The following is a 22,556-nucleotide window of genomic DNA, read 5'->3' as shown; positions in this document are numbered from 1 at the left end:
TCCCACAGGGGCATGCATTTCAACTGTGGGCGCCGGGCTTGCCCGCGATGAGGCCCTCAAGGCAAATAAAAAAGGCCCGCATTGCGCGGGCCTTTTTTAACCGGGCAGGGAGGTGATCAACCCGCGACCAACACCCGAATCGCTTCCAGTCGCAGCGCCGCCTTATCCAGCATGGCCAGGCCCTGCTCGCGTTGGGTGCGCAGGGCAACCAGCTCGCTGTCACGCACGGTCGGGTTGACCGCTTGCAATGCAGTCAGGCGCGCCAGCTCTTCGTCGGTGTCCGCTGCCAGGCGGCGCTTGGCCTCGGCCACGCGTTCGGCGTGGCGCGGGGTGATCTTCTCTTCCCCCGCGTTGATCCGCGGCGTCAGCTGGTCGCGCTGGGCCTGGATGAACTTGTTGGCGCTGGCGCGTGGCACGCTTTCCAGCTGGTCGTTGAGGGTTTCGAACGACACGCGGCTGGACAGGTCGTTGCCATTGGCATCCAGCAGGCAGCGCAGTGCGGCCGGCGGCAGGTAACGGCCCAGCTGCAGCGAGCGCGGCGCAACCACTTCACTGACGTAGAGCAGTTCCAGCAACACGGTGCCCGGCTTGAGTGCCTTGTTCTTGATCAGCGCCACGGCGGTGTTGCCCATCGAACCCGACAACACCAGGTCCATGCCGCCTTGCACCATCGGGTGTTCCCAGGTGATGAACTGCATGTCTTCACGCGACAGCGCCTGGTTACGGTCGTAGGTGATGGTCACACCTTCGTCGTCACCCAGGGGGAAGCTGGCGTCGAGCATTTTTTCGCTGGGCTTGAGGATCAGCGCGTTTTCCGAATGGTCTTCGCTGTCGATGCCGAACGCGTCGAACAGGGTTTCCATATAGATCGGCAGGGCGAACTGGTCGTCTTGCTCAAGGATGTCTTCCACCAGCGCATCGCCTTCACCCGCGCCGCCGGAGTTGAGTTCGAGCAAGCGGTCGCGCCCGGTATGCAGCTCTTCTTCCAGGCGCTCGCGCTCGGCACGGGCCTCGTCGATCAGGGCTTGCCATTCGCCGTCGTCGGCGTTTTCCAGCAGCGGCAGCAGGCGTGGGCCGAACTGGTGCTGCAAGGCGTTGCCGGTTGGGCAGGTATTGAGGAAGGCGTTCAGCGCTTCGTGGTACCACTGGAAGAGGCGCTCTTGCGGGCTGGTTTCCAGGTACGGCACGTGCAGTTCGATCACGTGCTTCTGGCCGATCCGGTCCAGACGGCCGATCCGCTGTTCCAGCAAGTCCGGGTGGGACGGCAGGTCGAACAGCACCAGGTGGTGGGAGAACTGGAAGTTGCGGCCTTCACTGCCGATTTCCGAGCAGATCAGCACCTGGGCGCCAAACTCTTCATCGGCGAAGTAGGCGGCGGCACGGTCACGCTCGAGGATGTTCATGCCCTCGTGGAACACCGTGGCCGGGATGCCGGAGCGCACGCGCAGGGCGTCTTCCAGGTCCATGGCGGTTTCGGCGTGGGCGCAGATCACCAGGACCTTGGTGCGCTTGAGCATTTTGAGTTGGTCGATCAGCCACTCGACCCGTGGGTCGAAGCGCCACCAGCGGTTGTCGTCCTCGACGTCCGGCTGCGACTGGAAACTGACTTCCGGGTACAGCTCGGCGTGTTCGCCCAGCGGCAACTCCAGGTATTCGTCCGGGTTCGGCAGGGGGTAGGCGTGCAGCTTGCGCTCGGGGAAGCCTTGCACGGCGGCGCGGGTGTTGCGAAACAGCACGCGGCCGGTGCCGTGGCGGTCGAGCAACTCGCGCACCAGGCGTGCGCTGGCTTCGGTGTCGCCATCGTTGACGGCGGTGAGCAACGCTTCACCTTCGTTACCGAGGAAACCCTGGATGGTCTTGTGCGCCGCAGGTGACAGGCGACCCTTGTCCAGCAGCTCCTGCACCGCTTCGGCGACCGGGCGGTAGTTTTCGCTTTCGGCGCGGAAGGCCTTCAGGTCGTGGAAACGGTTCGGGTCGAGCAGGCGCAGGCGCGCGAAGTGGCTGTCCTGGCCCAGCTGTTCCGGGGTGGCGGTGAGCAGCAGCACGCCAGGAATGACCTCGGCGAGCTGTTCGACCAGCGCGTACTCCGGGCTGACTTTGTCTTCGTGCCACACCAGGTGGTGGGCTTCGTCGACCACCAACAGGTCCCAGCCGGCAGCGAACAGCGCGTCCTGGGCCTTCTCGTCGTCCACCAGCCACTCCAGGGCCACCAGGGCCAATTGGGTGTCTTCGAACGGGTTGGTGGCATCGCTTTCGATAAAGCGTTCTTCGTCGAACAGCGCAACCTGGAGGTTGAAACGGCGGCGCATCTCCACCAGCCATTGGTGCTGCAGGTTTTCCGGGACCAGGATCAACACACGGTTGGCGCGGCCCGACAGCAGTTGGCGATGGATCACCAAGCCCGCTTCGATGGTCTTGCCCAGGCCCACTTCGTCGGCCAGCAGTACCCGTGGCGCAATACGGTCAGCGACTTCACGGGCGATGTGCAATTGGTGCGCGATCGGTTGCGCACGCACGCCACCCAGGCCCCACAGCGCCGACTGCAACTGGCGGCTGGTGTGTTCCAGGGTGTGGTAGCGCAACGAGAACCAGGCCAGCGGGTCGATCTGCCCGGCAAACAGGCGGTCGCTGGCCAGGCGGAACTGGATGAAATTGGACAGTTGGGTTTCCGGCAGGGTGACCTGCTCGTTTTGCCCATTGAGGCCGTGGTACACCAGCAGGCCGTCGACGTCGTCGACTTCCTGCACGGTCATTTTCCAGCCTTCGAAATGGGTGATGGAGTCGCCCGGCGAAAACCTCACGCGAGTGAGGGGCGCATTCCGTAGCGCATACTGGCGGGTGTCGCCAGTGGCCGGATAGAGCACGGTCAACAAGCGGCCGTCCTGTGCCAGAACGGTGCCTAACCCCAGCTCTGCTTCGCTGTCACTAATCCAGCGTTGCCCCGGTTGATACTGCTGCGCCATGCTGCCTGACTCCCGCCGTGAAAAAGCCGACTATCTTAACGGAACAAGCCCCCACGCCCAAGGACTCTGAGAAAAACTACGCCCTTGGCAGGCGCATCGGACGTTGAATCGACGGGTGGCGGGCACTTGCGAGTGTCGACTGGGTCACAGCTTGGCGAGCCTGTGCTCAAGTCGCCCTGCAACCCGCCGAAAGCCTGTTGATCAGGAGAGTAATCATTATGCTGCCACCCATGCTGCCCGTCAGCGTTGTGCCGGTCACGTCACAACTCGATCCGGTGCGCCAGAAGCCGGATATCCCGCCCGTGGTACCCGTTCAGCCGGGGTCCAACGAAAGCACCATCGACTTGAAAAAGGGCGATGCCGAGCAGTCGACCTTTTTGTTGCGCGAAGAACAGCGCCGGCAGCAGGAGCAACAGAAACGTCGGCGTGAAGCCGATGAAGACCCGGAGCAGCACCTGGCCATTCCGGGGGACCTGCTCAACGCCGACAACACCGTGCCAGTCGTGCCACTGATTGAAGACGCGCCGCGCCAGGGCCTGTGGGTGGACGTCGAAGTCTAGTCGCGCAGTTCCCGCAGGGCCGCTAGCAGCAACTCGATATCATGGTCGTTATTGAGTGGGCTGACAGAGACCCGCGCCACGCTTTCAAGGCCCCGCGCCTGCATGTCCAGCGGTGTGTAGGCGACGCCATTGGCACCGATGTTGATGCGCTTCAACCCCAGTCGTCGCTTGAGTTCGAATGCATCCCAGCCGGCCAGGTTGAAGGCGATCAAGCCGGATTGGCGAGTGCCGAGGTCATGCAGGGTAACGCCCGCCATCCCCCGCAATGCCTCGCGGATTCGCTCACTGGTGCGCGAAACCCTCTCCCAGACGCGCTCGATGCCCAGCCGATTCATTTCCTGCAACGCATTGCCCAGCCCCGCCAGCAAGGCAAAGGATGTCTCGCTGGTTTCAAAACGCCGTGCGTCGTTGCGCAGGTCGAAACCCTGGTCGGTCCAGGGCGCTGAAAACACATCACGCTGAGCGGGGCTCAACCGCTCGAGGAAATCCCCCCGCACATACAATAGTGCTGTGCCACGTGGCCCGCGCAGGTGCTTGCGTCCGGCCGACTTGAGCACATCGCAGTGCAGTGCTTGCACATCCACCGGCACCTGGCCGACGGCTTGGCCGGCGTCGATGAAGTAGGGGATGGCATGACGCCTGGCGACTTCACCGATAGCCTGGGCGGGGTTGATCAGGCCGCCGTTGGCCGGCAGCCAGGTCAGGTCGATCAACTTCACCCTGGCATCGATCATCGCCTGCAGCGCGAGCGGGCAGGCTGCACCGCTGTCGTCGCAAGGGATGACTTCCACCCGCGCCCCCGCTTGCACCGCCAGTTCCATGCTGGCCAGGTTGCCGCCCCATTCATGGCGGCCGACCAGAATGCGATCGCCCGGCTGCCAAGGCCCCAAGGCCTGGAATGCCATGCTCCAGGCGGTCGAGCCACTGCTGGCAAATGCGATTGATGAGGCGGGGGCGTTGAGCAGTTGCGCGGCAGCACGGCGGGCTTTTTCCGCCAGCACCGCGCCATGCTCGCCGGCTTCCATCGGGCCGTCACGGGCTTCCCGTTGCAGTTGCTCGATGATCGCGTCGAGGGTCGCCTGGCTGGGCAGGGAGGCGCCGGCATGGTTGAAGTGCACGATGCCGGACTGACAACCAGGCGTTTCATCCCGCAGGTGCTGCACGTCGAGCGGGCTCACGGGCGCAGCTCGAAAATCGCGTCCACCTCCACTGCCACGCCGGCGGGCAGGCTGGAAACGCCTATGGCAGTCCGCACGTGCCGGCCTTTTTCGCCGAGGGCGTTGACCAGCAGGTTGGAGGCGCCGTTGGCAACCACGCTCTGTTGTTTGAAATCACCGCTGCTGGCGATAAAAACCCCCAGGCGCACGGTGCGCTCCAGGCGCGACAGGTCGTCACCCAAGGCATCGCTCAACTGCCCCAGCAGGCCGAGGGCCGCGAGCTCTGCCGCGTGTGCGCCTTCGTCATCGCTGACGGACTCACCCAACCGACCTACGTAGGCCGGTTTGCCGTCCAACAGGGGAATCTGCCCGGAAACGAACAGGTGGTGCTGGCTCGCGACGTGGTTGATGTAGTTGGCGATCGGCTGGCTGGGCGTGGGCAGTGTGAGGCCCAGGGCTTGCACGCGTTGGCGGATGGAGTCGCTCATGATCAATCCTCTGTGTTCGGGAGGCTTGAGCATGTGGGTTGCGTCGATGAGCGACAAACGGATAGATCTCACGCAACGTATCGAAAAAACTCACGCGTCGGCGCAGGCTTCCTTCAACCACTGGCTGAAACACGCGGCGGCGTCGCTGGTTGCGCCTTGGGGGGCGATGAGCCAGTAGCCGATGTCACTGCGATAGGGTGGACAGTCGAAGGCTTCCACCAGGCTGCCGTCCTGAAGCCGGCGCTCGATCAGGCGATGACGGCCCATGGCGATGCCTTGGCCGGCCACGGCCGCTTCGACCACGATGTTGTAGTCGTGCAGCAGCACGCGGGGATGATGGGCGAGGTCGACCTGGAAGTGCTCGGACCAATCGGTCCACTCAAAGGGGCGGTGCGAAGTGGCCATCAGCAGGGGGCTGTCATGCATTGCCTTGAATGTTGGGCTGCACACCGGCGAGATGACTTCCGGCATCAATCGTGTGGCCTGCACATCGGGCCAGTCGCCCTTGCCATAGCGAATGGCCAGGTCTACCTCCGCGCCAGCGACGTTGGCTAATTGAATCGACGGCAGCAACTCCACTTGAATATGCGGATAGCGGTTGAGAAACCCGGCCAGACGCGGTGCCAGCCACAGCGTGGCGAAGGATGCCAGCAGGCCGACGCGTAGCACGGTGGTGCTGGGCGATGTTTTCTGGGCGCGGGTGGCGGCGGCGATGGCGTCGAGAGCCGGGCGGATCTCGTCGTAGTACTGCTGGCCGTCGGTGGTCAGATCGATGGCGCGGGTGCGTCGGATAAACAGCGGTTTCCCCAGATGCTGCTCAAGTTTCTGCACCTGATGGCTGAGGGCACTCTGGGTTACCGACAACTCGGTCGCCGCCTTGATAAAACTCAAGTGCCGCGCCACGGCTTCGAAGGCGCGCAGGGCCAGCAACGGCGGAAGGTCCTTGTGCAGTGCCACCTGGGTGCATCTCCGGTTCGATAAAGTACCGATTTTGTGCGATGACCTGCCTTTTGTCGCCGGCTGATTTGCCGTTGGGCGGGGGAGGCCGCATTATTGAGCCATTCCCTCCACGACGTAAGCCAAGCCATGAGTGAAGACGACAAGCTGATTGACCTGAATGCCGAACGTGCCAAGCGCGTGCATGACCTCAATGACAAGCGCCTGAATGAAGTGCGCCAGGCCTTTGAACAGGCAATGCCATTGGGTAAAGTTAAGAAAAAACCGAAGAACAAACCGAAAAAGCGTTGAAACAGCCTGCATCCATTGATGCAGGTCAGTTATTGCCTTTCTTTACGCCCCGTTGCGGGCGACATTGATCCCCGTCAATTTTCCATTCCGCCTTCTCCATTAACTTAGCCCTATCGCAACAGGGCAAGTGCAGGAGGCCGGTCATGTTCATCGATAATGTGGTGTTTGCCGGAGTGCTGACTGTAAGCCTCATGGTGATGTTTTTTGTAGGGTTTGGAATTTTTATCTGGAAAGACGCGAACAAGCGAAAAAAACCATAGGGTTTTCCAGGTACATGAGCACGCAAGGCATTTTGGGCGACTTCGGTCGCCCTTTTTTTTGCCTGTAATTTGGTCAATGAGGGGCCGCTGTGGGCACGATGGGTTTGGCATCTGGCAATAAAAAAAGGTGCGACCCTTGCGGATCGCACCTTTTTTATTGCAGCTGGGTTATCAGCTGCCCAGCGCCTTGGAGGCCAACCAGAACAAACCGGCCGACAGGGCGACGGTGGCTGGCAGGGTCAGTACCCAGGCCATCAGGATGGTTTTCACGGTGCCACCTTGCAGGCCGCTTTTGTTCGCGACCATGGTGCCGGCCACGCCCGACGACAGTACGTGGGTGGTGGACACCGGCAGCGCGAAGATATTGGCAAAACCAATCATGGTCGCGGTGGTGATCTGCGCCGACATGCCCTGGGCATAGGTCATGCCCTGCTTGCCGATCTTCTCGCCGATGGTCAGTACCACGCGCTTCCAGCCCACCATGGTGCCCAGGCCCAAGGCCAGAGCAACGGCGAGGATGACCCAGAACGGTGCGTATTCAGTGGTGGCGGTCAGGTCTTTGCGCAGCTTGTCGAGGTCGGACTTCTCACGGGCATCCAGGCCGGGCAGCTTGCCGACTTTCTTCGCGGTGTCATCCAGGCAGAGCAAATAGCGACGCACTTCAATGCGCTGGTCAGCGCTCAGCGAGTGATAGTCGGACACGCCCTTCAAGGTGTCGACCAGCGCGTTGATGGTCGGCTCGGTCTGCTGTGGGTTGCACTGGAACTTGCCCGGCAGGTCGTTCTTCACGCTTTTGCCCAAGGCCAGGAACTCGCCGAGCGTGGCGTTATTACGCTGGTAGAACTGGCTCAAGTGCACGGTAGCGTCGCGGGTACGTTCGATCTGGTAAGTGGTGCTGCCCAGGTCGAGTACGAACTGCGCCGGCACGATACCGATCAACACCAGCATAATCAGGCCAATGCCTTTCTGGCCGTCATTGGAACCGTGCACGAAACTCACGGCCATGGCGGAGATCACCAGGACCAGGCGGTTCCAGAACGGCGGGTGCTTCTTGTCATCGAGCTTGCGGCGCTGGTCCGGGGTCTTGTGCATCTTGGACAGCGGTCGCCACCATTTCAGGCCGATCAGCACCAGGGCTGCGACCAGGAAACCGGCCATCGGCGAAAACACCAGGGAGGCACCGATATCCACCGCTTTCTGCCAGTTCACACCGTCAGCCAGGGGGATGTCATTGATCAGGGCATTGGCCAGGCCGACACCGAGGATCGAACCGATCAGGGTGTGGGAGCTGGACGCGGGGATACCGAAGTACCAGGTGCCCAGGTTCCAGGTGATTGCCGCCGCCAATAACGAGAAAACCATCGCCAAGCCATGGCCGGTATTCACATTGATCAGCAACTCCACCGGCAGCAAGTGCACGATGGCGTAGGCGACACCGACACCACCGAGCAACACGCCGAGGAAGTTGAACACCCCGGAGAAGAACACGGCCAGGTGCGGCGGCATGGCTTTGGTATAGATGACTGTGGCCACCGCGTTAGCGGTGTCATGAAAGCCATTGATGAACTCGAAGGCGAGGACAAAGGCCAGGGCGAGCAATAGGCTCACGAGAACCCAAGCATCCAGTCCGCTGAATAAATCGATCATGAAGGTTTTCTGACCCGGTCGTAAGGGGGCGCGATTATGCCAGAAAACCTCGGTAATCGATGCACTAGCTGCTCATCGGTAACAATCTTCCCTGAAAAAAACAGGGCAAAAGGCGTGCATCCCAGGGTTTTCGGGGCTTTGGCAAGTCTTTGATTTATATGGCGCAGGGGGGCCATGAGGGAGGATTGTCACAAAAACGTCATCCCTGAAACATTTGTATGAAATTTTACGTAACGTGGTGGGATGCAGGCTAGTCGGCTGCTAGCTATGTGCCAGCAGCCGAGGCCAACCTTGAGGTTCAAACCGAATCGCTTATGGCTCTTCGGTTTTGAGTTCCTGCTCAATCTTTTGGATTTCCTGGGCAAACGCCTGGTCGAGCAGGCTGGCTCTTTTGCGCCATGGTTTGCGTTCAGGTTCGGGCTGGGCGGCGTAGGTGGTGACTTCCCCGCCGTAAACGTCCTTGTAACGTTGCTCCTGGCGCTCAAGTTCCGCGCGCAGTTCATCTTTCGTCACATCGTTACCTAATTGAGTTGAGAGTCAATACGTTGCAGCGTGATGCCGGAATGCGCCCTCGCGGGATTCCAAGTTGATGCGTGTAAACGTTCAACTTCAGAATAGGGAAGGGGCGTCACTTAGTGAGTGCAGTCATTCGAGGCCGGTAGTTGCAATCAACCATGCACCGCGTGTGCAGCAGCTGGCGAGCTCCGCTCCCGATAATGAAACCGGGCAGACCTGTGCACAGCGTGCATTATAGCGGCGCATTTGAATAACACTATCAGCATAAAGTTAAAAACCGTCAACTTGTGTGAGCGTTTTGTTACACGTGCGTATCGGTAAATGCGCAAATGACTGGCGCCCTACATTTAATCCAACTTCAAACGTTATTAACCGCCCTTCATTTTCCTACCGCCGGCGGGCCGCTCATGGCAGGGTGACGGGAAATTGCGATAATCGAATGATCGTCCGATAATCGCACAATGTTGTTGGCCCTGCCTTGTGCATCTCGGCTGACGCAGCTTGTAATAGCAGCCAAAACCTCCCTTGCGGTCGACAATAAGAGAAAGGATCACGACATGAACGATCAATTGCGCAACTCTTTCGCGTCAGTGGCGCCGCCGATCGTTGCCTCTCCGGCCAAGCGTATCCAGGCGTTTACCGGTGATCCAGACTTCATGACCTCCCTGGCCCGTGGCCTGGCCGTGGTGCAGGCGTTCCAGGAACGCAAGCGCCACCTCACCATCGCCCAGATCAGCCACCGTACGGAAATCCCCCGTGCCGCCGTGCGCCGTTGCTTGCACACCCTGATCAAGCTCGGCTATGCCACCACCGACGGGCGAACCTATTCGCTATTGCCCAAAGTCCTGACCCTGGGCCACGCCTATCTGTCGTCCACGCCGCTGGCGGTGTCGGCCCAGCCTTATCTGGATCGCATGAGCGAGCAGCTCCACGAAGCCTGCAACATGGCCACCCTTGAAGGCGACGACATTCTCTACATCGCCCGTTCGGCCACCACGCAGCGCCTGATCTCCGTGGACCTGTCGGTGGGCGGCAGACTGCCGGCTTATTGCACCTCCATGGGCCGCATTTTGCTCGCAGCGCTGGATGACGCCTCGTTGCAGGATTATCTCGACCACGCCGAGCTGCAAACCAAGACCAGCCGCACCCTCACGACGCCCGAAGCGCTGTTCGAATGCCTGCAACAGGTGCGTCAGCAGGGCTGGTGCATCGTCGACCAGGAGCTGGAGCAGGGGCTGCGCTCCATTGCCGTGCCGGTCTATGACGCCTCGGGCCAGGTATTGGCCGCCCTGAACGTCAGCACCCACGCGGGCCGGGTCAGTCGCAGCGAGCTGGAGCAACGTTTCCTGCCAAGCATGCTCAGTGCCAGCCGCGAGTTGAGTGCACAGCTGTTTGCCTAAGCTGTTCGGTGACCGCACAGATCCCGGCTTGATCAATTGACGGTGTTTCCCCTGGCTTATTAATGTGCGGCAGCGCTGTTAGCGCCGCCCAATAATAACGACGACCCCAGGTCGTCAGCCCGCCATCGGTGTGGAAATAAAAACAATGAATCAGCCCTCTGTCGGTACTGCGTTGGACGTCCAGTCCTTCATCAACACCCAGCCACTGTCACGTTATCAGTGGCGCGTGGTGATCCTGTGTTTCCTGATTGTTTTCCTTGATGGGCTCGACACTGCGGCCATGGGCTTCATCGCGCCTGCGCTGTCCCAGGATTGGGGCATCGACCGCGCCAGCCTCGGCCCGGTGATGAGCGCCGCGTTGATCGGCATGGTGTTTGGCGCACTGGGCTCCGGCCCGCTGGCGGATCGTTTCGGTCGCAAAGTGGTGCTGGTGGGGGCGGTGCTGGTGTTTGGCGCATTCAGCCTGGCTTCGGCCTACAGCAGCAATGTCGATCAGTTGCTGGTGCTGCGCTTTCTCACCGGGCTGGGGCTGGGTGCCGGCATGCCCAATGCCACTACGCTGCTGTCCGAGTACACCCCGGAACGCCACAAGTCGCTGCTAGTGACCAGCATGTTCTGCGGCTTCAACCTGGGCATGGCCGGTGGCGGGTTTATCTCGGCCAAACTCATCCCGGCGTTCGGGTGGCATAGCCTGCTGCTGATCGGCGGCATCCTGCCGTTGATCCTGGCGGTGGTATTGCTGGTCTGGCTGCCGGAGTCGGCGCGCTACCTGGTGGTGCGCAACCGGGGGACCGACAAGGTGCGCAAGACCCTGTCACCCATCGAGCCCTCTATCGTTGCACAGGCCAGCAGTTTCAGCGTGCCCGAGCAAAAAACCGTCAAGGCTCGCAACGTGTTTGCGGTGATCTTCTCCGGCACCTACAGCGCCGGCACCTTGCTGCTCTGGCTCACCTACTTCATGGGCCTGGTGATCGTGTACCTGCTTACCAGTTGGTTGCCAACCCTGATGCGCGACAGCGGCGCCAGCATGGAACAGGCTGCGTTTATCGGCGCGCTGTTCCAGTTTGGTGGCGTGTTGAGCGCGGTGGGCGTGGGTTGGGCAATGGATCGCTTCAATCCCCATAAGGTCATCGGCACGTTCTACCTGCTCGCCGGGGTGTTTGCCTACGCGGTGGGGCAGAGCCTGGGCAACATCACCCTGCTGGCGACCTTGGTGCTGATCGCCGGGATGTGCGTCAACGGTGCGCAATCGGCGATGCCCTCCCTGGCTGCACGCTTCTACCCGACCCAGGGTCGCGCCACCGGCGTGTCGTGGATGCTGGGTATTGGTCGTTTCGGCGCGATCCTCGGTGCGTGGATGGGCGCGACCTTGCTGGGGTTGGGGTGGAACTTCGAGCAGGTGCTCACCGCCTTGGTGATCCCAGCGGCGTTGGCAACGGCTGCGGTTGTCATCAAAGGCATGGTCAGCCACGCCGACGCCACCTGAGGATGGCCACTTCTCCTGTGGGAGCAGGCCAGCCTGCGAGGCAGGCGAATCGGTCTGCCGATGAGCCTGTGCGATGCCGTCGCAGGCACGCCAGCGCCCACATTGAACCCCGTTTGTCCAAACGATTAGCTAGGCAACAATTCGTTCGATAATCGAACACTGAGTCGATTATCGGATTGTTTGGCCCCTTTCCCCGGCTTAATCTTCAAGCACTTCGGCGCCACCTCAGCGCCTTTTTCGATCCACTCCGGGAGCCCGAACCCCATGGCTGAAATCCTCGCGCTGCGTGACGCGGTGAAGCAATTTGTGAACGACGGTGACACCGTCGCTCTGGAAGGCTTCACCCATCTGATCCCTACGGCAGCAGGTCATGAAATCATTCGTCAGGGCAAGAAAGACCTGACGCTGGTGCGTATGACGCCTGACCTGATCTACGACCAGTTGATCGGTGCCGGCTGCGCCCGCAAGCTGATTTTCTCCTGGGGCGGCAACCCGGGTGTGGGCTCCCTGCATCGCCTGCGCGACGCGGTCGAGAAGCAATGGCCGCAACCGCTCGACATTGAAGAGCACAGCCACGCTGACCTGGCTAATGCCTACGTTGCCGGTGCATCCGGATTGCCGTTCGCGGTGCTGCGTGCCTACGCCGGTTCCGACTTGCCCAAGGTCAACCCGCTGATCAAGACCGTGACTTGCCCGTTCACTGGTGAGGTGCTGGCGGCGGTGCCGTCGGTGCGACCGGATGTCACCGTGATCCATGCGCAAAAGGCTGACCGCAAAGGCAACGTGTTGCTCTGGGGCATCCTCGGCGTGCAGAAGGAAGCGGCCCTGGCGGCCAAGCGCTGCATCGTCACGGTCGAAGAGATCGTCGACGACCTCAATGCGCCCATGAACAGCTGCGTGCTGCCGACCTGGGCGCTGACTGCGGTGTGCCATGTGCCCGGTGGTGCGCACCCGTCCTACGCCCACGGCTATAACGAACGCGACAACCGCTTCTACCAGGCGTGGGACCCGATCGCCCGTGACCGTGCGACCTTTACCGCCTGGATCAACGAATACATCCACGGCACTGCCGATTTCACTGAATTCCAGGCCAAGCTGGCCACCGCGCAGGAGGCCAAGTAATGGCTTACTCGACCAATGAAATGATGACCGTCGCCGCTGCGCGCCGCCTCAAGAACGGCTCCGTCTGCTTCGTCGGCATCGGCCTGCCGTCCAAGGCGGCCAACCTGGCGCGCCTGACCTCTTCGCCGGACGTGGTGTTGATCTACGAGTCTGGCCCGATTGGCGCCAAGCCTTCCGTATTGCCGTTGTCCATCGGTGACGGTGAGCTGGCGGAAACCGCTGACACCGTGGTGCCAACCGGTGAGATCTTTCGCTATTGGCTGCAGGGCGGACGCATTGACGTCGGCTTTCTCGGCGCCGCCCAGGTCGACCGATTCGGCAACATCAACACCACGGTAGTGGGTGACTATCACCAGCCCAAAGTGCGCCTGCCGGGTGCCGGCGGCGCGCCGGAGATCGCCGGTTCAGCCAAGAGCGTGCTGATCATCCTCAAGCAATCGGCGCGTTCGTTTGTCGACAAACTGGACTTCATCACCTCGGTCGGCCACGGCGAAGGCGGCGACTCGCGTAAACGCCTGGGCCTGCCGGGCGCGGGGCCTGTAGGGATTATTACCGACCTGTGCATCATGGAGCCGGAAGAGGGCACCCATGAGTTCGTGGTCACCGCGCTGCACCCTGGCGTCACTCGTGAGCAAGTGGTGGCAGCCACCGGTTGGGCGATTCGTTTTGCCGACCAGGTCGACACCACCGCCGAGCCGACTGAGCTCGAGCTGACCGCCCTGCGCGACCTTGAAGCGCGCACCGCGGCCGCCCATGGCCAAGCGCCGGGAGAAGCCTGATGCGCGAAGTATTTATCTGCGATGCCATTCGTACCCCCATCGGCCGTTTCGGTGGTGGCCTGTCTACCGTGCGCGCCGATGATCTGGCAGCGCTGCCGATCAAGGCGCTGATCGAACGCAACCCGTCGGTGGACTGGAGTGCAATCGATGAAGTGTTCCTCGGCTGCGCCAACCAGGCCGGCGAAGACAACCGCAACGTCGCGCGCATGGCGTTGTTGCTGGCGGGCCTGCCGGACAGCATTCCGGGGGTGACCCTCAACCGCTTGTGCGCCTCGGGCATGGACGCGGTCGGCACCGCTTTTCGCGCCATTGCCAGCGGCGAAATGGAGCTGGCGATTGCCGGTGGTGTCGAGTCAATGTCCCGTGCGCCGTTCGTGATGGGCAAGGCCGATGCGGCCTTCTCACGCAACCTGAAGCTGGAAGACACCACCATCGGCTGGCGTTTTATCAACCCGTTGATGCAGGCGCAGTACGGCGTGGATGCCATGCCGCAGACCGCTGACAACGTCGCCGACGACTACAAGGTGTCCCGCGCCGATCAGGACGCCTTTGCCCTGCGCAGCCAGCAACGCGCCGCCGCTGCCCAGGCCGCCGGTTTTTTCGCGGAAGAAATCGTGCCGGTACGGGTCGCGCATAAAAAAGGCGAGACCGTCGTCGAACACGATGAACACCCACGGGCCGACACCACCCTGGAAGCCCTGGCCAAGCTCAAGCCAGTCAACGGTGCCGACAAGACCGTCACCGCCGGCAACGCTTCGGGTGTGAATGACGGTGCGGCGGCGCTGATCCTGGCTTGCGCCGATGCCGTCAAGAAACACGGCCTCACCGCCCGCGCCCGCGTATTGGGTATGGCCAGCGCCGGTGTCGCACCGCGTGTGATGGGCATCGGCCCGGTGCCGGCAGTGCGCAAACTGGTGGAACGTCTTGGCTTGGCGGTCACTGACTTTGACGTCATCGAGCTTAACGAAGCCTTCGCCAGCCAAGGCCTGGCCGTACTGCGTGAACTCGGCATCGCCGACGACGCGCCCCAGGTCAACCCGAACGGAGGCGCCATCGCCCTTGGCCATCCACTGGGGATGAGCGGTGCGCGGCTGGTATTGACGGCCCTGCACCAGTTAGAGAAAACCGGTGGCAGCAAAGGCCTGGCGACCATGTGCGTGGGCGTCGGCCAAGGCTTGGCCCTGGCGATTGAACGTGTCTAATAAGAGAGGATTGCTCCATGAGTGACAAGCCCGGATACCGGCGCCCGCAAGCGGGCACTCAACCTGATTACCTGCACCCGGCCTACCAGTCGACGAACCTGCGTTCGCCGTCGCAGCCCTTGGTGTTCCTGCCCCATTCCTTGTCGGAAATCACCGGCCCGACCATCGGCGCCGAGCGGGTCAATGAGAAGGACAACGACCTCACCGCCCAGCATGAAGGCGAGCCTCAGGGCGAGCGCATCATTATTCATGGGCGTGTGCTGGACGAAAACGGCTTGCCGGTGCCGGGCATTCTTGTGGAAATCTGGCAGGCCAACGCCGCTGGCCGCTACAACCACAAGCGCGACCTGCACGACGCACCACTGGACCCGAACTTCACCGGCACCGGGCGCACCGTCACCGACGCCGATGGCTGGTACCAATTCCAGACCATCAAGCCCGGTGCCTACCCGTGGGGCAACCACCACAACGCGTGGCGCCCGGCGCATATCCATTTTTCGCTGTTCGGCCCGAGCGTGCTGACGCGCCTTGTTACGCAAATGTATTTCCCAGGCGACCCGCTGCTGGAATACGACCCGATCTACAACTGCGTACCGGATACCCACGCCAAGGAACGCCTGATCGCCAGCTTCGACCTGGAAAAGACCATTCCTTCCTATGCCCTCGGCTACCGCTGGGACATCGTCCTGCGCGGCCGCGACGCCACGCCGATGGAGAAATGAGATGACACTCAACGCGACCACGTCCCACACCGTCGGGCCGTATTACCACATCGGCCTGACCTGGCTGAACCGCGAAGACCTGACCGTGGCCGCCACTCTTGGCGAGCGCGTGGCGATCAGTGGGCAAGTGGTGGATGGCAACGGCGATGTCGTCAACGACGCCATGCTTGAAGTCTGGCAAGCCAACGCGGCCGGCAAGTACGACCATCCGGAAGATGAACAGGACAAAGCGCTAGACCCGAACTTCGAAGGTTTCGGCCGGGTGCCGGTGGATGCCGAAGGGCGTTTTCGCTTTACCACCATCAAGCCGGGCGCCGTTCCGGGCCTGAAGGGCACGACCCAGGCGCCGCACCTGGTGGTGCTGGTCTTTGCCCGTGGGTTGGTGAAGCACTTGCTGACGCGGATTTATTTCGACGGCGAGGTACTGAATGGGGATGACCCGTTGCTGGCATGTGTGCCCACGGAGCGTCGTCGCACCCTGATTGCGAAGCAGGATGCGGCGGGGGTGTATCAGTGGAATGTGATTTTGCAGGGCACGGATGAGGAGACGGTGTTCTTCGACTACTGAGATGGCTGTAGGGCCCATCGCAGGCCAGCCGGCGCTCACATTTGAAGGTGTGTACCCGCAAAATGTGGGCGCCGGCTGGCCTGCGATAGGGCCCTCTAAAGCAACACACATCCAAAAGTCTGCTTGCGGAACATGGTTGTTGCAAAGTATGTCTAGGCTATAACCGTTCCCACTGAGTGCAAAAACATGACAACAACTACGACAAGTCACTACACCGGAGAAGAACGCAGCAAACGGATTTTTGCGATCGTCGGGGCATCCTCCGGCAACCTGGTCGAATGGTTCGACTTCTATGTCTATGCCTTCTGCGCCATCTACTTTGCACCCGCGTTTTTTCCGTCGGATGACCCCACGGTCCAACTGCTCAACACCGCCGGCGTGTTCGCTGCCGGTTTCCTGATGCGTCCCATCGGCGGCTGGCTGTTTGGCCGGGTGGCCGATAAGCACGGGCGCAAGAATTCGATGATGATCTCGGTGCTGATGATGTGCGCCGGCTCCCTGGTCATTGCCTTCCTTCCGACCTACAAGGACATCGGCGCCTGGGCCCCGGCGTTGCTGCTGGTCGCGCGGTTGTTCCAGGGCTTGTCGGTGGGTGGCGAATACGGCACCACCGCGACCTACATGAGTGAAGTCGCACTCAAGGGGCAGCGCGGCTTCTTCGCGTCGTTCCAGTACGTGACCCTGATCGGCGGGCAACTGCTGGCGGTACTGGTGGTGGTGATCCTGCAACAGCTGCTCACCGAAGAGGAACTGCGTGCCTGGGGCTGGCGGATTCCGTTCGTGATCGGCGCCGTCGCGGCGGTGATCTCCCTGCTGCTGCGTCGCACCCTGAAAGAAACCACCAGCAAGGAAACCCGCCAGGACAAGGACGCCGGCAGCATCGCCGCGCTGTTCCGTGACCACAAGGCCGCGTTTATCACCGTGCTCGGCTACACCGCCGGCGGCTCGTTGATCTTCTACACCTTTACCACCTACATGCAGAAGTACCTGGTGAACACTGCCGGTATGCACGCCAAGACCGCCAGCTACATCATGACCGGCGCGCTGTTCCTCTACATGTGCATGCAGCCGCTGTTCGGCATGCTGGCCGACAAGATCGGCCGCCGTAACTCGATGCTGTGGTTCGGCGCATTGGGCACTCTGTGCACGGTGCCGATCCTGCTGAGCCTGAAAACCGTCAGCAGCCCGTTCGTGGCCTTCGTGTTGATCACCCTGGCGCTGGCCATCGTCAGTTTCTACACCTCGATCAGCGGCCTGGTGAAGGCCGAAATGTTCCCGCCACAAGTGCGCGCCCTGGGCGTGGGCCTGGCCTATGCGGTGGCCAACGCGATCTTCGGTGGTTCGGCGGAATACGTGGCCCTGGGCCTGAAGTCCATGGGCATGGAAAACACCTTCTATTGGTATGTCACCGCCATGATGGCGGTGGCCTTCCTGTTCAGCTTGCGCCTGCCGAAACAGGCGGCGTACTTGCACCACGATTTGTAAGGGACGCGTTATGACACTGCGCACGAGCAATCAATTGTTCGACGCTTACTTCACGGCGGACAGCATGGCCGAAGTGTTTTGCGACAAGGGGCGCTTGCAGGGCATGCTGGATTTTGAAGCGGGCTTGGCCCGGGCCCAGGCTCAAGTGGGGCTGATTCCCCAGGCGGCGGTCGCACCGATCGCCCAGGCGTGCCTGGCGTCGCTGTACGACGTGGATGCCCTGGGCGTGGCGATCGCCACGGCGGGGAATTCGGCGATTCCGTTGGTGAAAGCGCTGGGCAAGTTGATTGCCAGTGAGGACGCCGGGGCCGAACGCTATGTACACCTGGGGGCGACCAGCCAGGATGTAATGGACACCGGCCTGGTGCTGCAACTGCGGCGCGCAGTGGGGTTGATCGAAGCGGACCTGGCGCGCCTGGGCGACATTCTGGCCGCCCAGGCTCAACGCTACGCCGGTGTGCCCCTGGCCGGGCGGACCTGGTTGCAGCACGCAACGCCAGTCACCCTGGGGATGAAAATTGCCGGTTGGCTGGGGGCGGTAACCCGCAGTCGCCAGCGTCTGGTCGAACTGAAACCGCGCCTGCTGGTGCTGCAATTTGGCGGCGCCTCCGGCACCCTGGCAGCGCTTGGCGAGCAGGCCATGCCCGTGGCCGAGGCGTTGGCAGCGCAGTTGCAACTGAACCTGCCTGAGCAACCCTGGCACACCCAACGTGATCGTTTGGTGGAGTTTGCCAGCGTGCTCGGATTGATCGCCGGCAGCCTGGGCAAGCTGGGTCGCGATATCAGCCTGTTGATGCAGACCGAAGCGGCGGAAGTCTTCGAGCCTTCGGCACCCGGCAAGGGCGGTTCTTCCACCATGCCGCACAAACGCAACCCGGTGGGCGCGGCGGTGCTGATCAGCACGGCCACCCGTGTGCCGGGCCTGGTGGCGACAATGTTCAGCGCCATGCCCCAGGAGCACGAGCGCAGCCTGGGCCTGTGGCATGCCGAATGGGAAACCCTGCCTGAGATTTGCCGCTTGGTGTCCGGCGCGTTGCAGCAGGCCTTGCTGGTGAGTGAAGGCCTGGAAGTCGACCCGCTGCGGATGACGCAAAACCTCGACCTGACCCAAGGCCTGGTGCTGGCCGAAGCCGTGAGCATTGTGCTTGCCCAACGGCTGGGGCGCGAAACTGCGCACCACCTGCTGGAGCAATGCTGCAAACGCGCTGTCGCCGAGGGGAGGCATTTACGTGCGGTACTGGCAGATGAACCGCACATCACCGCTGAGCTGTCAGCGGCCGAATTGGACCGCCTGCTCGACCCGGCCCATTACCTGGGCCAGGCGCACACCTGGGTGACCCGCGCTGTCGCCGAACACTTTGCTTGAGGAGACCACCGTGGCATTTGTACAACTCGCCGAGGGCGAACTGCATTACCAATTGGACGGACCTGTGGATGCGCCAGTGCTGGTGCTGTCCAATTCCCTGGGCACCGACCTGCATATGTGGGACATCCAGATCCCGGCCTTCACCAAGCATTTTCGCGTGCTGCGCTTTGACACCCGTGGCCATGGCAAGTCCCTGGTTACCGCAGGGCCCTACAGCATTGAGCAACTGGGTCGCGATGTGATCGCGTTGCTGGATGCGCTGGATATTCAACGCGCGCATTTTTGCGGCTTGTCCATGGGCGGCCTGATCGGCCAATGGCTGGGCATCAACGCCGGCGAGCGTCTGCAGCGCCTGGTGGTGTGCAACACCGCCGCCAAAATCGGCACGCCCGAGGTGTGGAACCCGCGCATCGAGATGGTGCTGCGCGACGGGGCCGATGCGATGGTCGCCCTGCGCGATGCATCGATTGCGCGCTGGTTCACCGCCGATTTCGCCGCTGCCAACCCGCACCAGGCCAAGCAGATTACCGACATGCTCGCGGCGACTTCGCCCGAGGGCTACGCCGCCAACTGCGCGGCGGTGCGTGACGCGGATTTCCGGGACCAGTTGGCCTCGATCAAATTACCGACCCTGGTGATTGCCGGCACCGAAGATGCGGTCACCCCGCCCGCCGGCAGCCACTTTATCCAGAACCACGTGCAGGGCGCCGAATACGCCGAGTTCTATGCGGCCCACCTGTCCAATGTGCAGGCTGGCGCGGCGTTCAGTGAGCGTGTACTGGCATTTCTGCTGGCCAGGTAAATCAAGGAGTTTTTTGTGGATGAGAAACAACGTTACGCCGAAGGCCTGCAAGTGCGTCGCGAAGTGCTGGGCGACGCCCATGTCGACCGCAGCCTCAATGCCCTGACCGAGTTCAACAGCGAGTTCCAGGAGATGATCACCCGCCACGCCTGGGGTGACATCTGGACCCGCCCAGGCCTGCCTCGGCACACGCGCAGCCTGATCACCATCGCCATGTTGATCGGCATGAACCGCAGCGAAGAACTCAAGCTGCATCTGCGCGCTGCTGCCAGCAATGGCGTGACCCGCGCGGAGATCAAGGAGGTGCTGATGCAGAGCGCGATTTACTGTGGGATTCCAGCCGCGAATGCGACGTTTCACCTGGCCGAATCGGTGTGGGATGAACTGGGCGTCGAGTCGCGCCAGCACGACTGAATTGAAGTGCAGCTAAAAATGTGGGGCGGGCAAGCCCGCTCCCACAATAGATCTTCACAGGTGCACAGGCGTCAGTGGGAGTCGGCGTCCCACACCCAGTTCCACACGCCCGGCAGGTGCACCGGCTCACTCACATCCTTGACCGTACGTGCCAGCGCCGCGCGCTGAAGCTGGGCCGTGTCGGTGTAGAACGGTTCGGCGGCAGTCTTCACGCCGTTGATCCGGGCGCTGTCCAACAGGATCTGCAAATACTCTTGCATATGCCGCGCGGTGTAGCGGTTGATGTCGTGGAAAGTCACCACCACGGGTATGACGCCGTCCACCGTCGGCAACTCCCCCAAAGCGATGTGCTCGCGCACCACCGACAGCTGTCGATACAGATTGGCGCGCCGGCGTGGGCTGCCGTTGAAGCCCCAGATCTTGCCGTCATTGGCACTCAGATCCGTCAGCAACACGTGCATGCCGTGGCGCTGGTAAGCGGCGAAGGTACGGCGATCGTAGTTCCAGAACGGCGGGCGAACCAGCACGGGCGGGCTACCGGTGATCGCGGCCAGGTCGGCGGCGCCCAAGGTGAGGGTACGTTCCAGTTCGGCGTCATTGAGCCAGCGGTGGTTGGTATGAAAGCCGGTGGCGGTGTGGAAGGCCAGGATATGACCGGCCGCGTACTCGCGCTGCATGGTCTTGCGACCCCGTGAACTGCCGCCGGAACGCGCGGCTTCGGTTTGCAGGAAGAACACCGCCTTGATCCCCGGCAGCACGGGGTTGCTCGCCAGGTCAGCCATCACTGAACGGCTTGGGTTGTTGTAGCCCGACGCACTGGGGCCATCGTCGAAGGTCAGCAGGAAGCGAATGGGTGCCTGGGTTTGCAGGCGTTGTTCGGTCTGCGGGGTCAGGGCGATGGGGGCACCGATGCAGCCGCCGAGGCTCAAGGCCAGGGCAAGCACGGCGGATGCGATGGCGAAGGATTTCATGGTGTGCGCGAGCTCGAATAGGAGGCCGCTGCTGGGTGGATCAGCAGCGGCAGGCGCGCACCATACAGCAAGTCTGCCGTTGGTTTACAGCAGGCTTATCGGGTAACTGACGATCAACCGGTTCTCGTCGAACTCGTTGTTGCTGTAGTCGCGGCGCATGCTGGAATTACGCAGCCTTACCGTGAGGTTTTTCAGGCTGCCGCTCTGCACGGTATAGCCCAGTTCGCTTTCGCGGCCCCATTCCTTGCCGTCGGTAATGGTGCCGGTATGCACGTTGCTGCCGCTGATATAGCGGTTCATCAGGGTCAGGCCGGGCACGCCGAGGGCGGCGAAGTTATAGTCGTGGCGCACTTGCCAGGACTTTTCCTCGGCGTTGTCGTAGCTGCTGTTGTAGCTGTCGTTGGCCAGGGTACCGCCGCTGGTACCGTTGACGCGCATCCAGGCGCTGTTGCCGGTGAGCTTTTGCAGCCCCACGTAGAAAGTGTTGCCGCCATAGCGGGCGGAGAAGAGGCCGGACCAGGTCTTGTTGTCCAGGTCACCGGCGCGGGCGCTGCCGTCGTCCTTGCCGTAGAAGAAGCCGAGGTTGGCGCCCAGGGTCCAATCGCCGATGGGCTGGCTGTGGATCAGGTTGACGAACTGCTGGCTGTAGATGTCCTTGAGCTGGGCGTTCCACAGGCCGATCTGGGTGCGTTTGTCGTTGAACGCGTACTCGCCGCCCTGAAAGTTAAAGCGGTCGGAGGTGAACGCGGTTTTACCGAACATCGACATGTCAGTCATGCTGCTGTCGTCACGCGGGCTGTTGGCGCGAAATTGTCCGGCATAGAGGGTCAGCCCGTCGATTTCCTTCGAGGTGACCTGCCCGCCGCGCAGGGTTTGTGGCAGGGAGCGGCCATCGTCCGAGCGCAGGATCGGCAGCACGGGCATCCATTCGCCGACCTTCACTTCGGTCTTGGACATGCGCGCCTTGAACGCCACTCCCAAACGTCCGAACTCATCCGCAGGGCGGCCATCACGGTCCAACGGCAACAGTTGGGTGCCGCCGGTGCCGCGCCCGCCATCCAGCTTCAACGCGTACATCCCCAGCACATCCATGCCGAACCCCACGGTTCCCTGGGTGAAGCCGGACTTGGCATCGAGGATGAAACTCTGCGTCCACTCCTGCGCACCACCCTGGGTCTTGGTAGGGTTGGTGTAATTGCGGTTGAAGAAGAAATTGCGCAGGTTGAGGTTGGCGCTGGCGTCTTCCAGAAAGCCGTGTTCTTCGGCGACGGCGGGCAAGGCAAGACTGGCGACAGCGGTTGCCAGCAGCAGCCGGCGCGGGTGAAAAATGCTCATGGTGTTAGACCTGTTGTTATTGGGTTTATGCAGGTGGCGGCCATGTTGCGGGGCGGTAAGGGGGC

Annotated in this window: 22 protein-coding genes; 14 read left to right on the top strand and 8 right to left on the bottom strand. The window is 62.0% G+C overall.

Going from position 1 to position 22,556, the window contains the following annotated elements; translation table 11 throughout:
• Window positions 1–116: 116 nt before the first annotated feature.
• Entirely contained in the window at window positions 117–2,963 is a 2,847-nt protein-coding gene (gene rapA / locus CQ002_RS03590; protein ID WP_034103956.1) for an RNA polymerase-associated protein RapA, read from the bottom strand.
• Between the two features lie 218 nt (window positions 2,964–3,181).
• On the opposite strand from rapA, the gene CQ002_RS03585 reads away from it, so the two are divergent.
• Entirely contained in the window at window positions 3,182–3,523 is a 342-nt protein-coding gene (locus CQ002_RS03585) for a hypothetical protein (protein WP_034103958.1), read from the top strand.
• Here the strand turns inward: CQ002_RS03585 and CQ002_RS03580 are convergent.
• The 3 genes from CQ002_RS03580 to CQ002_RS03570 all read right to left on the bottom strand — a co-directional run bounded on the left by CQ002_RS03580 (window position 3,520) and on the right by CQ002_RS03570 (window position 6,125).
• Entirely contained in the window at window positions 3,520–4,701 is a 1,182-nt protein-coding gene (locus CQ002_RS03580) for an aminotransferase class V-fold PLP-dependent enzyme (protein ID WP_034103959.1), read from the bottom strand. The two genes, CQ002_RS03585 and CQ002_RS03580, sit on opposite strands and share 4 nt — an antisense overlap.
• Entirely contained in the window at window positions 4,698–5,168 is a 471-nt protein-coding gene (locus tag CQ002_RS03575; RefSeq protein WP_105161767.1) for a RidA family protein, read from the bottom strand. The genes CQ002_RS03580 and CQ002_RS03575 overlap by 4 nt, the downstream gene beginning before the upstream one ends.
• Window positions 5,169–5,258: 90 nt before the next feature.
• Entirely contained in the window at window positions 5,259–6,125 is an 867-nt protein-coding gene (locus CQ002_RS03570; protein ID WP_034103962.1) for a LysR substrate-binding domain-containing protein, read from the bottom strand.
• A 96-nt stretch (window positions 6,126–6,221) separates the two neighbouring features.
• Here CQ002_RS03570 and CQ002_RS28095 point away from each other — a divergent pair, with 96 nt between their 5' ends.
• Window positions 6,222–6,416 (top strand): hypothetical protein, encoded by a 195-nt coding sequence (locus CQ002_RS28095; RefSeq protein WP_141537463.1) that lies wholly within the window; start codon window positions 6,222–6,224, stop codon window positions 6,414–6,416.
• 143 nt (window positions 6,417–6,559) lie between these two features.
• Window positions 6,560–6,676 (top strand): cytochrome c oxidase subunit CcoM, encoded by a 117-nt coding sequence (gene ccoM / locus CQ002_RS28695; RefSeq protein WP_010212341.1) that lies wholly within the window; start codon window positions 6,560–6,562, stop codon window positions 6,674–6,676.
• A gap of 171 nt (window positions 6,677–6,847) precedes the next feature.
• Here the strand turns inward: ccoM and CQ002_RS03565 are convergent, their stop codons facing one another.
• Window positions 6,848–8,323, bottom strand: coding sequence for an inorganic phosphate transporter (locus CQ002_RS03565; protein WP_034103966.1), 1,476 nt, complete (start codon window positions 8,321–8,323; stop codon window positions 6,848–6,850).
• Window positions 8,324–8,635: 312 nt separating this feature from the next.
• Complete coding sequence (locus CQ002_RS03560) at window positions 8,636–8,836, bottom strand: hypothetical protein (RefSeq protein WP_003189295.1); 201 nt, start codon at window positions 8,834–8,836, stop codon at window positions 8,636–8,638.
• Window positions 8,837–9,396: 560 nt separating this feature from the next.
• Between CQ002_RS03560 and pcaR the strand changes: the two genes are divergently transcribed.
• The 11 genes from pcaR to pcaC all read left to right on the top strand — a co-directional run bounded on the left by pcaR (window position 9,397) and on the right by pcaC (window position 20,185).
• Window positions 9,397–10,239 carry a pca regulon transcriptional regulator PcaR gene (pcaR, locus tag CQ002_RS03555; RefSeq protein ID WP_034103970.1) on the top strand — a complete coding sequence of 281 codons (843 nt, stop codon included), beginning with the start codon at window positions 9,397–9,399 and terminating at the stop codon, window positions 10,237–10,239.
• Window positions 10,240–10,384: 145 nt separating this feature from the next.
• Window positions 10,385–11,725, top strand: a complete 1,341-nt coding sequence (locus tag CQ002_RS03550) for an MFS transporter (protein ID WP_069022204.1) — start codon at window positions 10,385–10,387, stop codon at window positions 11,723–11,725.
• Between the two features lie 264 nt (window positions 11,726–11,989).
• Window positions 11,990–12,847 (top strand): CoA transferase subunit A, encoded by an 858-nt coding sequence (locus CQ002_RS03545; RefSeq protein WP_034103974.1) that lies wholly within the window; start codon window positions 11,990–11,992, stop codon window positions 12,845–12,847.
• Complete coding sequence (locus tag CQ002_RS03540) at window positions 12,847–13,626, top strand: CoA-transferase subunit beta (RefSeq protein WP_034103976.1); 780 nt, start codon at window positions 12,847–12,849, stop codon at window positions 13,624–13,626. The genes CQ002_RS03545 and CQ002_RS03540 overlap by 1 nt, the downstream gene beginning before the upstream one ends.
• Window positions 13,623–14,828, top strand: coding sequence for a 3-oxoadipyl-CoA thiolase (pcaF, locus tag CQ002_RS03535; RefSeq protein ID WP_174555877.1), 1,206 nt, complete (start codon window positions 13,623–13,625; stop codon window positions 14,826–14,828). Before CQ002_RS03540 ends, pcaF begins: the two co-directional genes overlap by 4 nt.
• 17 nt (window positions 14,829–14,845) lie before the next feature.
• On the top strand, window positions 14,846–15,550 hold the full coding sequence (gene pcaH, locus CQ002_RS03530) for a protocatechuate 3,4-dioxygenase subunit beta (protein WP_105161768.1): 705 nt from the start codon (window positions 14,846–14,848) through the stop codon (window positions 15,548–15,550).
• A 1-nt stretch (window position 15,551) separates the two neighbouring features.
• On the top strand, window positions 15,552–16,118 hold the full coding sequence (pcaG, locus tag CQ002_RS03525) for a protocatechuate 3,4-dioxygenase subunit alpha (RefSeq protein ID WP_105161769.1): 567 nt from the start codon (window positions 15,552–15,554) through the stop codon (window positions 16,116–16,118).
• Between the two features lie 186 nt (window positions 16,119–16,304).
• Window positions 16,305–17,603 carry an MFS family transporter gene (locus tag CQ002_RS03520; protein ID WP_034103984.1) on the top strand — a complete coding sequence of 433 codons (1,299 nt, stop codon included), beginning with the start codon at window positions 16,305–16,307 and terminating at the stop codon, window positions 17,601–17,603.
• Between the two features lie 10 nt (window positions 17,604–17,613).
• Window positions 17,614–18,969, top strand: a complete 1,356-nt coding sequence (locus CQ002_RS03515; protein WP_105161770.1) for a 3-carboxy-cis,cis-muconate cycloisomerase — start codon at window positions 17,614–17,616, stop codon at window positions 18,967–18,969.
• 10 nt (window positions 18,970–18,979) lie between these two features.
• Window positions 18,980–19,771 (top strand): 3-oxoadipate enol-lactonase, encoded by a 792-nt coding sequence (gene pcaD / locus CQ002_RS03510; protein WP_105161771.1) that lies wholly within the window; start codon window positions 18,980–18,982, stop codon window positions 19,769–19,771.
• A 15-nt stretch (window positions 19,772–19,786) separates the two neighbouring features.
• On the top strand, window positions 19,787–20,185 hold the full coding sequence (gene pcaC, locus CQ002_RS03505; protein WP_105161772.1) for a 4-carboxymuconolactone decarboxylase: 399 nt from the start codon (window positions 19,787–19,789) through the stop codon (window positions 20,183–20,185).
• A gap of 71 nt (window positions 20,186–20,256) precedes the next feature.
• Here pcaC and CQ002_RS03500 read toward each other — a convergent pair whose 3' ends face one another.
• The gene (locus tag CQ002_RS03500; protein ID WP_034103991.1) at window positions 20,257–21,156 is read right to left on the bottom strand and encodes a polysaccharide deacetylase family protein; all 900 of its coding nucleotides are present in this window, start codon (window positions 21,154–21,156) and stop codon (window positions 20,257–20,259) included.
• 84 nt (window positions 21,157–21,240) lie between these two features.
• Window positions 21,241–22,491 (bottom strand): OprD family porin, encoded by a 1,251-nt coding sequence (locus CQ002_RS03495; protein WP_105161773.1) that lies wholly within the window; start codon window positions 22,489–22,491, stop codon window positions 21,241–21,243.
• Window positions 22,492–22,556 lie beyond the last annotated feature (65 nt).

Origin of the sequence: Pseudomonas sp. MYb13, from assembly GCF_002980075.1 — a bacterium.
In the GTDB taxonomy this organism is placed as follows: Bacteria; Pseudomonadota; Gammaproteobacteria; order Pseudomonadales; family Pseudomonadaceae; genus Aquipseudomonas; species Aquipseudomonas lurida.
This window is presented reverse-complemented; position numbering and strand designations above follow the sequence as displayed.

What these genes read in the sequence shown, in the direction of transcription:
- pcaR (WP_034103970.1), top strand. Translation starts at nt 9,397, where the DNA reads ATGAACGATCAATTGCGCAACTCTTTCGCGTCAGTGGCGCCGCCGATC.
- CQ002_RS03545 (WP_034103974.1), top strand. Translation starts at nt 11,990, where the DNA reads ATGGCTGAAATCCTCGCGCTGCGTGACGCGGTGAAGCAATTTGTGAAC.
- CQ002_RS03585 (WP_034103958.1), top strand. Translation starts at nt 3,182, where the DNA reads ATGCTGCCACCCATGCTGCCCGTCAGCGTTGTGCCGGTCACGTCACAA.
- CQ002_RS03565 (WP_034103966.1), bottom strand. Translation starts at nt 8,323, where the DNA reads ATGATCGATTTATTCAGCGGACTGGATGCTTGGGTTCTCGTGAGCCTA.
- ccoM (WP_010212341.1), top strand. Translation starts at nt 6,560, where the DNA reads ATGTTCATCGATAATGTGGTGTTTGCCGGAGTGCTGACTGTAAGCCTC.
- CQ002_RS03550 (WP_069022204.1), top strand. Translation starts at nt 10,385, where the DNA reads ATGAATCAGCCCTCTGTCGGTACTGCGTTGGACGTCCAGTCCTTCATC.
- pcaH (WP_105161768.1), top strand. Translation starts at nt 14,846, where the DNA reads ATGAGTGACAAGCCCGGATACCGGCGCCCGCAAGCGGGCACTCAACCT.
- CQ002_RS03495 (WP_105161773.1), bottom strand. Translation starts at nt 22,491, where the DNA reads ATGAGCATTTTTCACCCGCGCCGGCTGCTGCTGGCAACCGCTGTCGCC.
- rapA (WP_034103956.1), bottom strand. Translation starts at nt 2,963, where the DNA reads ATGGCGCAGCAGTATCAACCGGGGCAACGCTGGATTAGTGACAGCGAA.
- CQ002_RS03575 (WP_105161767.1), bottom strand. Translation starts at nt 5,168, where the DNA reads ATGAGCGACTCCATCCGCCAACGCGTGCAAGCCCTGGGCCTCACACTG.
- CQ002_RS03520 (WP_034103984.1), top strand. Translation starts at nt 16,305, where the DNA reads ATGACAACAACTACGACAAGTCACTACACCGGAGAAGAACGCAGCAAA.
- CQ002_RS03540 (WP_034103976.1), top strand. Translation starts at nt 12,847, where the DNA reads ATGGCTTACTCGACCAATGAAATGATGACCGTCGCCGCTGCGCGCCGC.
- CQ002_RS03515 (WP_105161770.1), top strand. Translation starts at nt 17,614, where the DNA reads ATGACACTGCGCACGAGCAATCAATTGTTCGACGCTTACTTCACGGCG.
- pcaG (WP_105161769.1), top strand. Translation starts at nt 15,552, where the DNA reads ATGACACTCAACGCGACCACGTCCCACACCGTCGGGCCGTATTACCAC.
- CQ002_RS03500 (WP_034103991.1), bottom strand. Translation starts at nt 21,156, where the DNA reads ATGAAATCCTTCGCCATCGCATCCGCCGTGCTTGCCCTGGCCTTGAGC.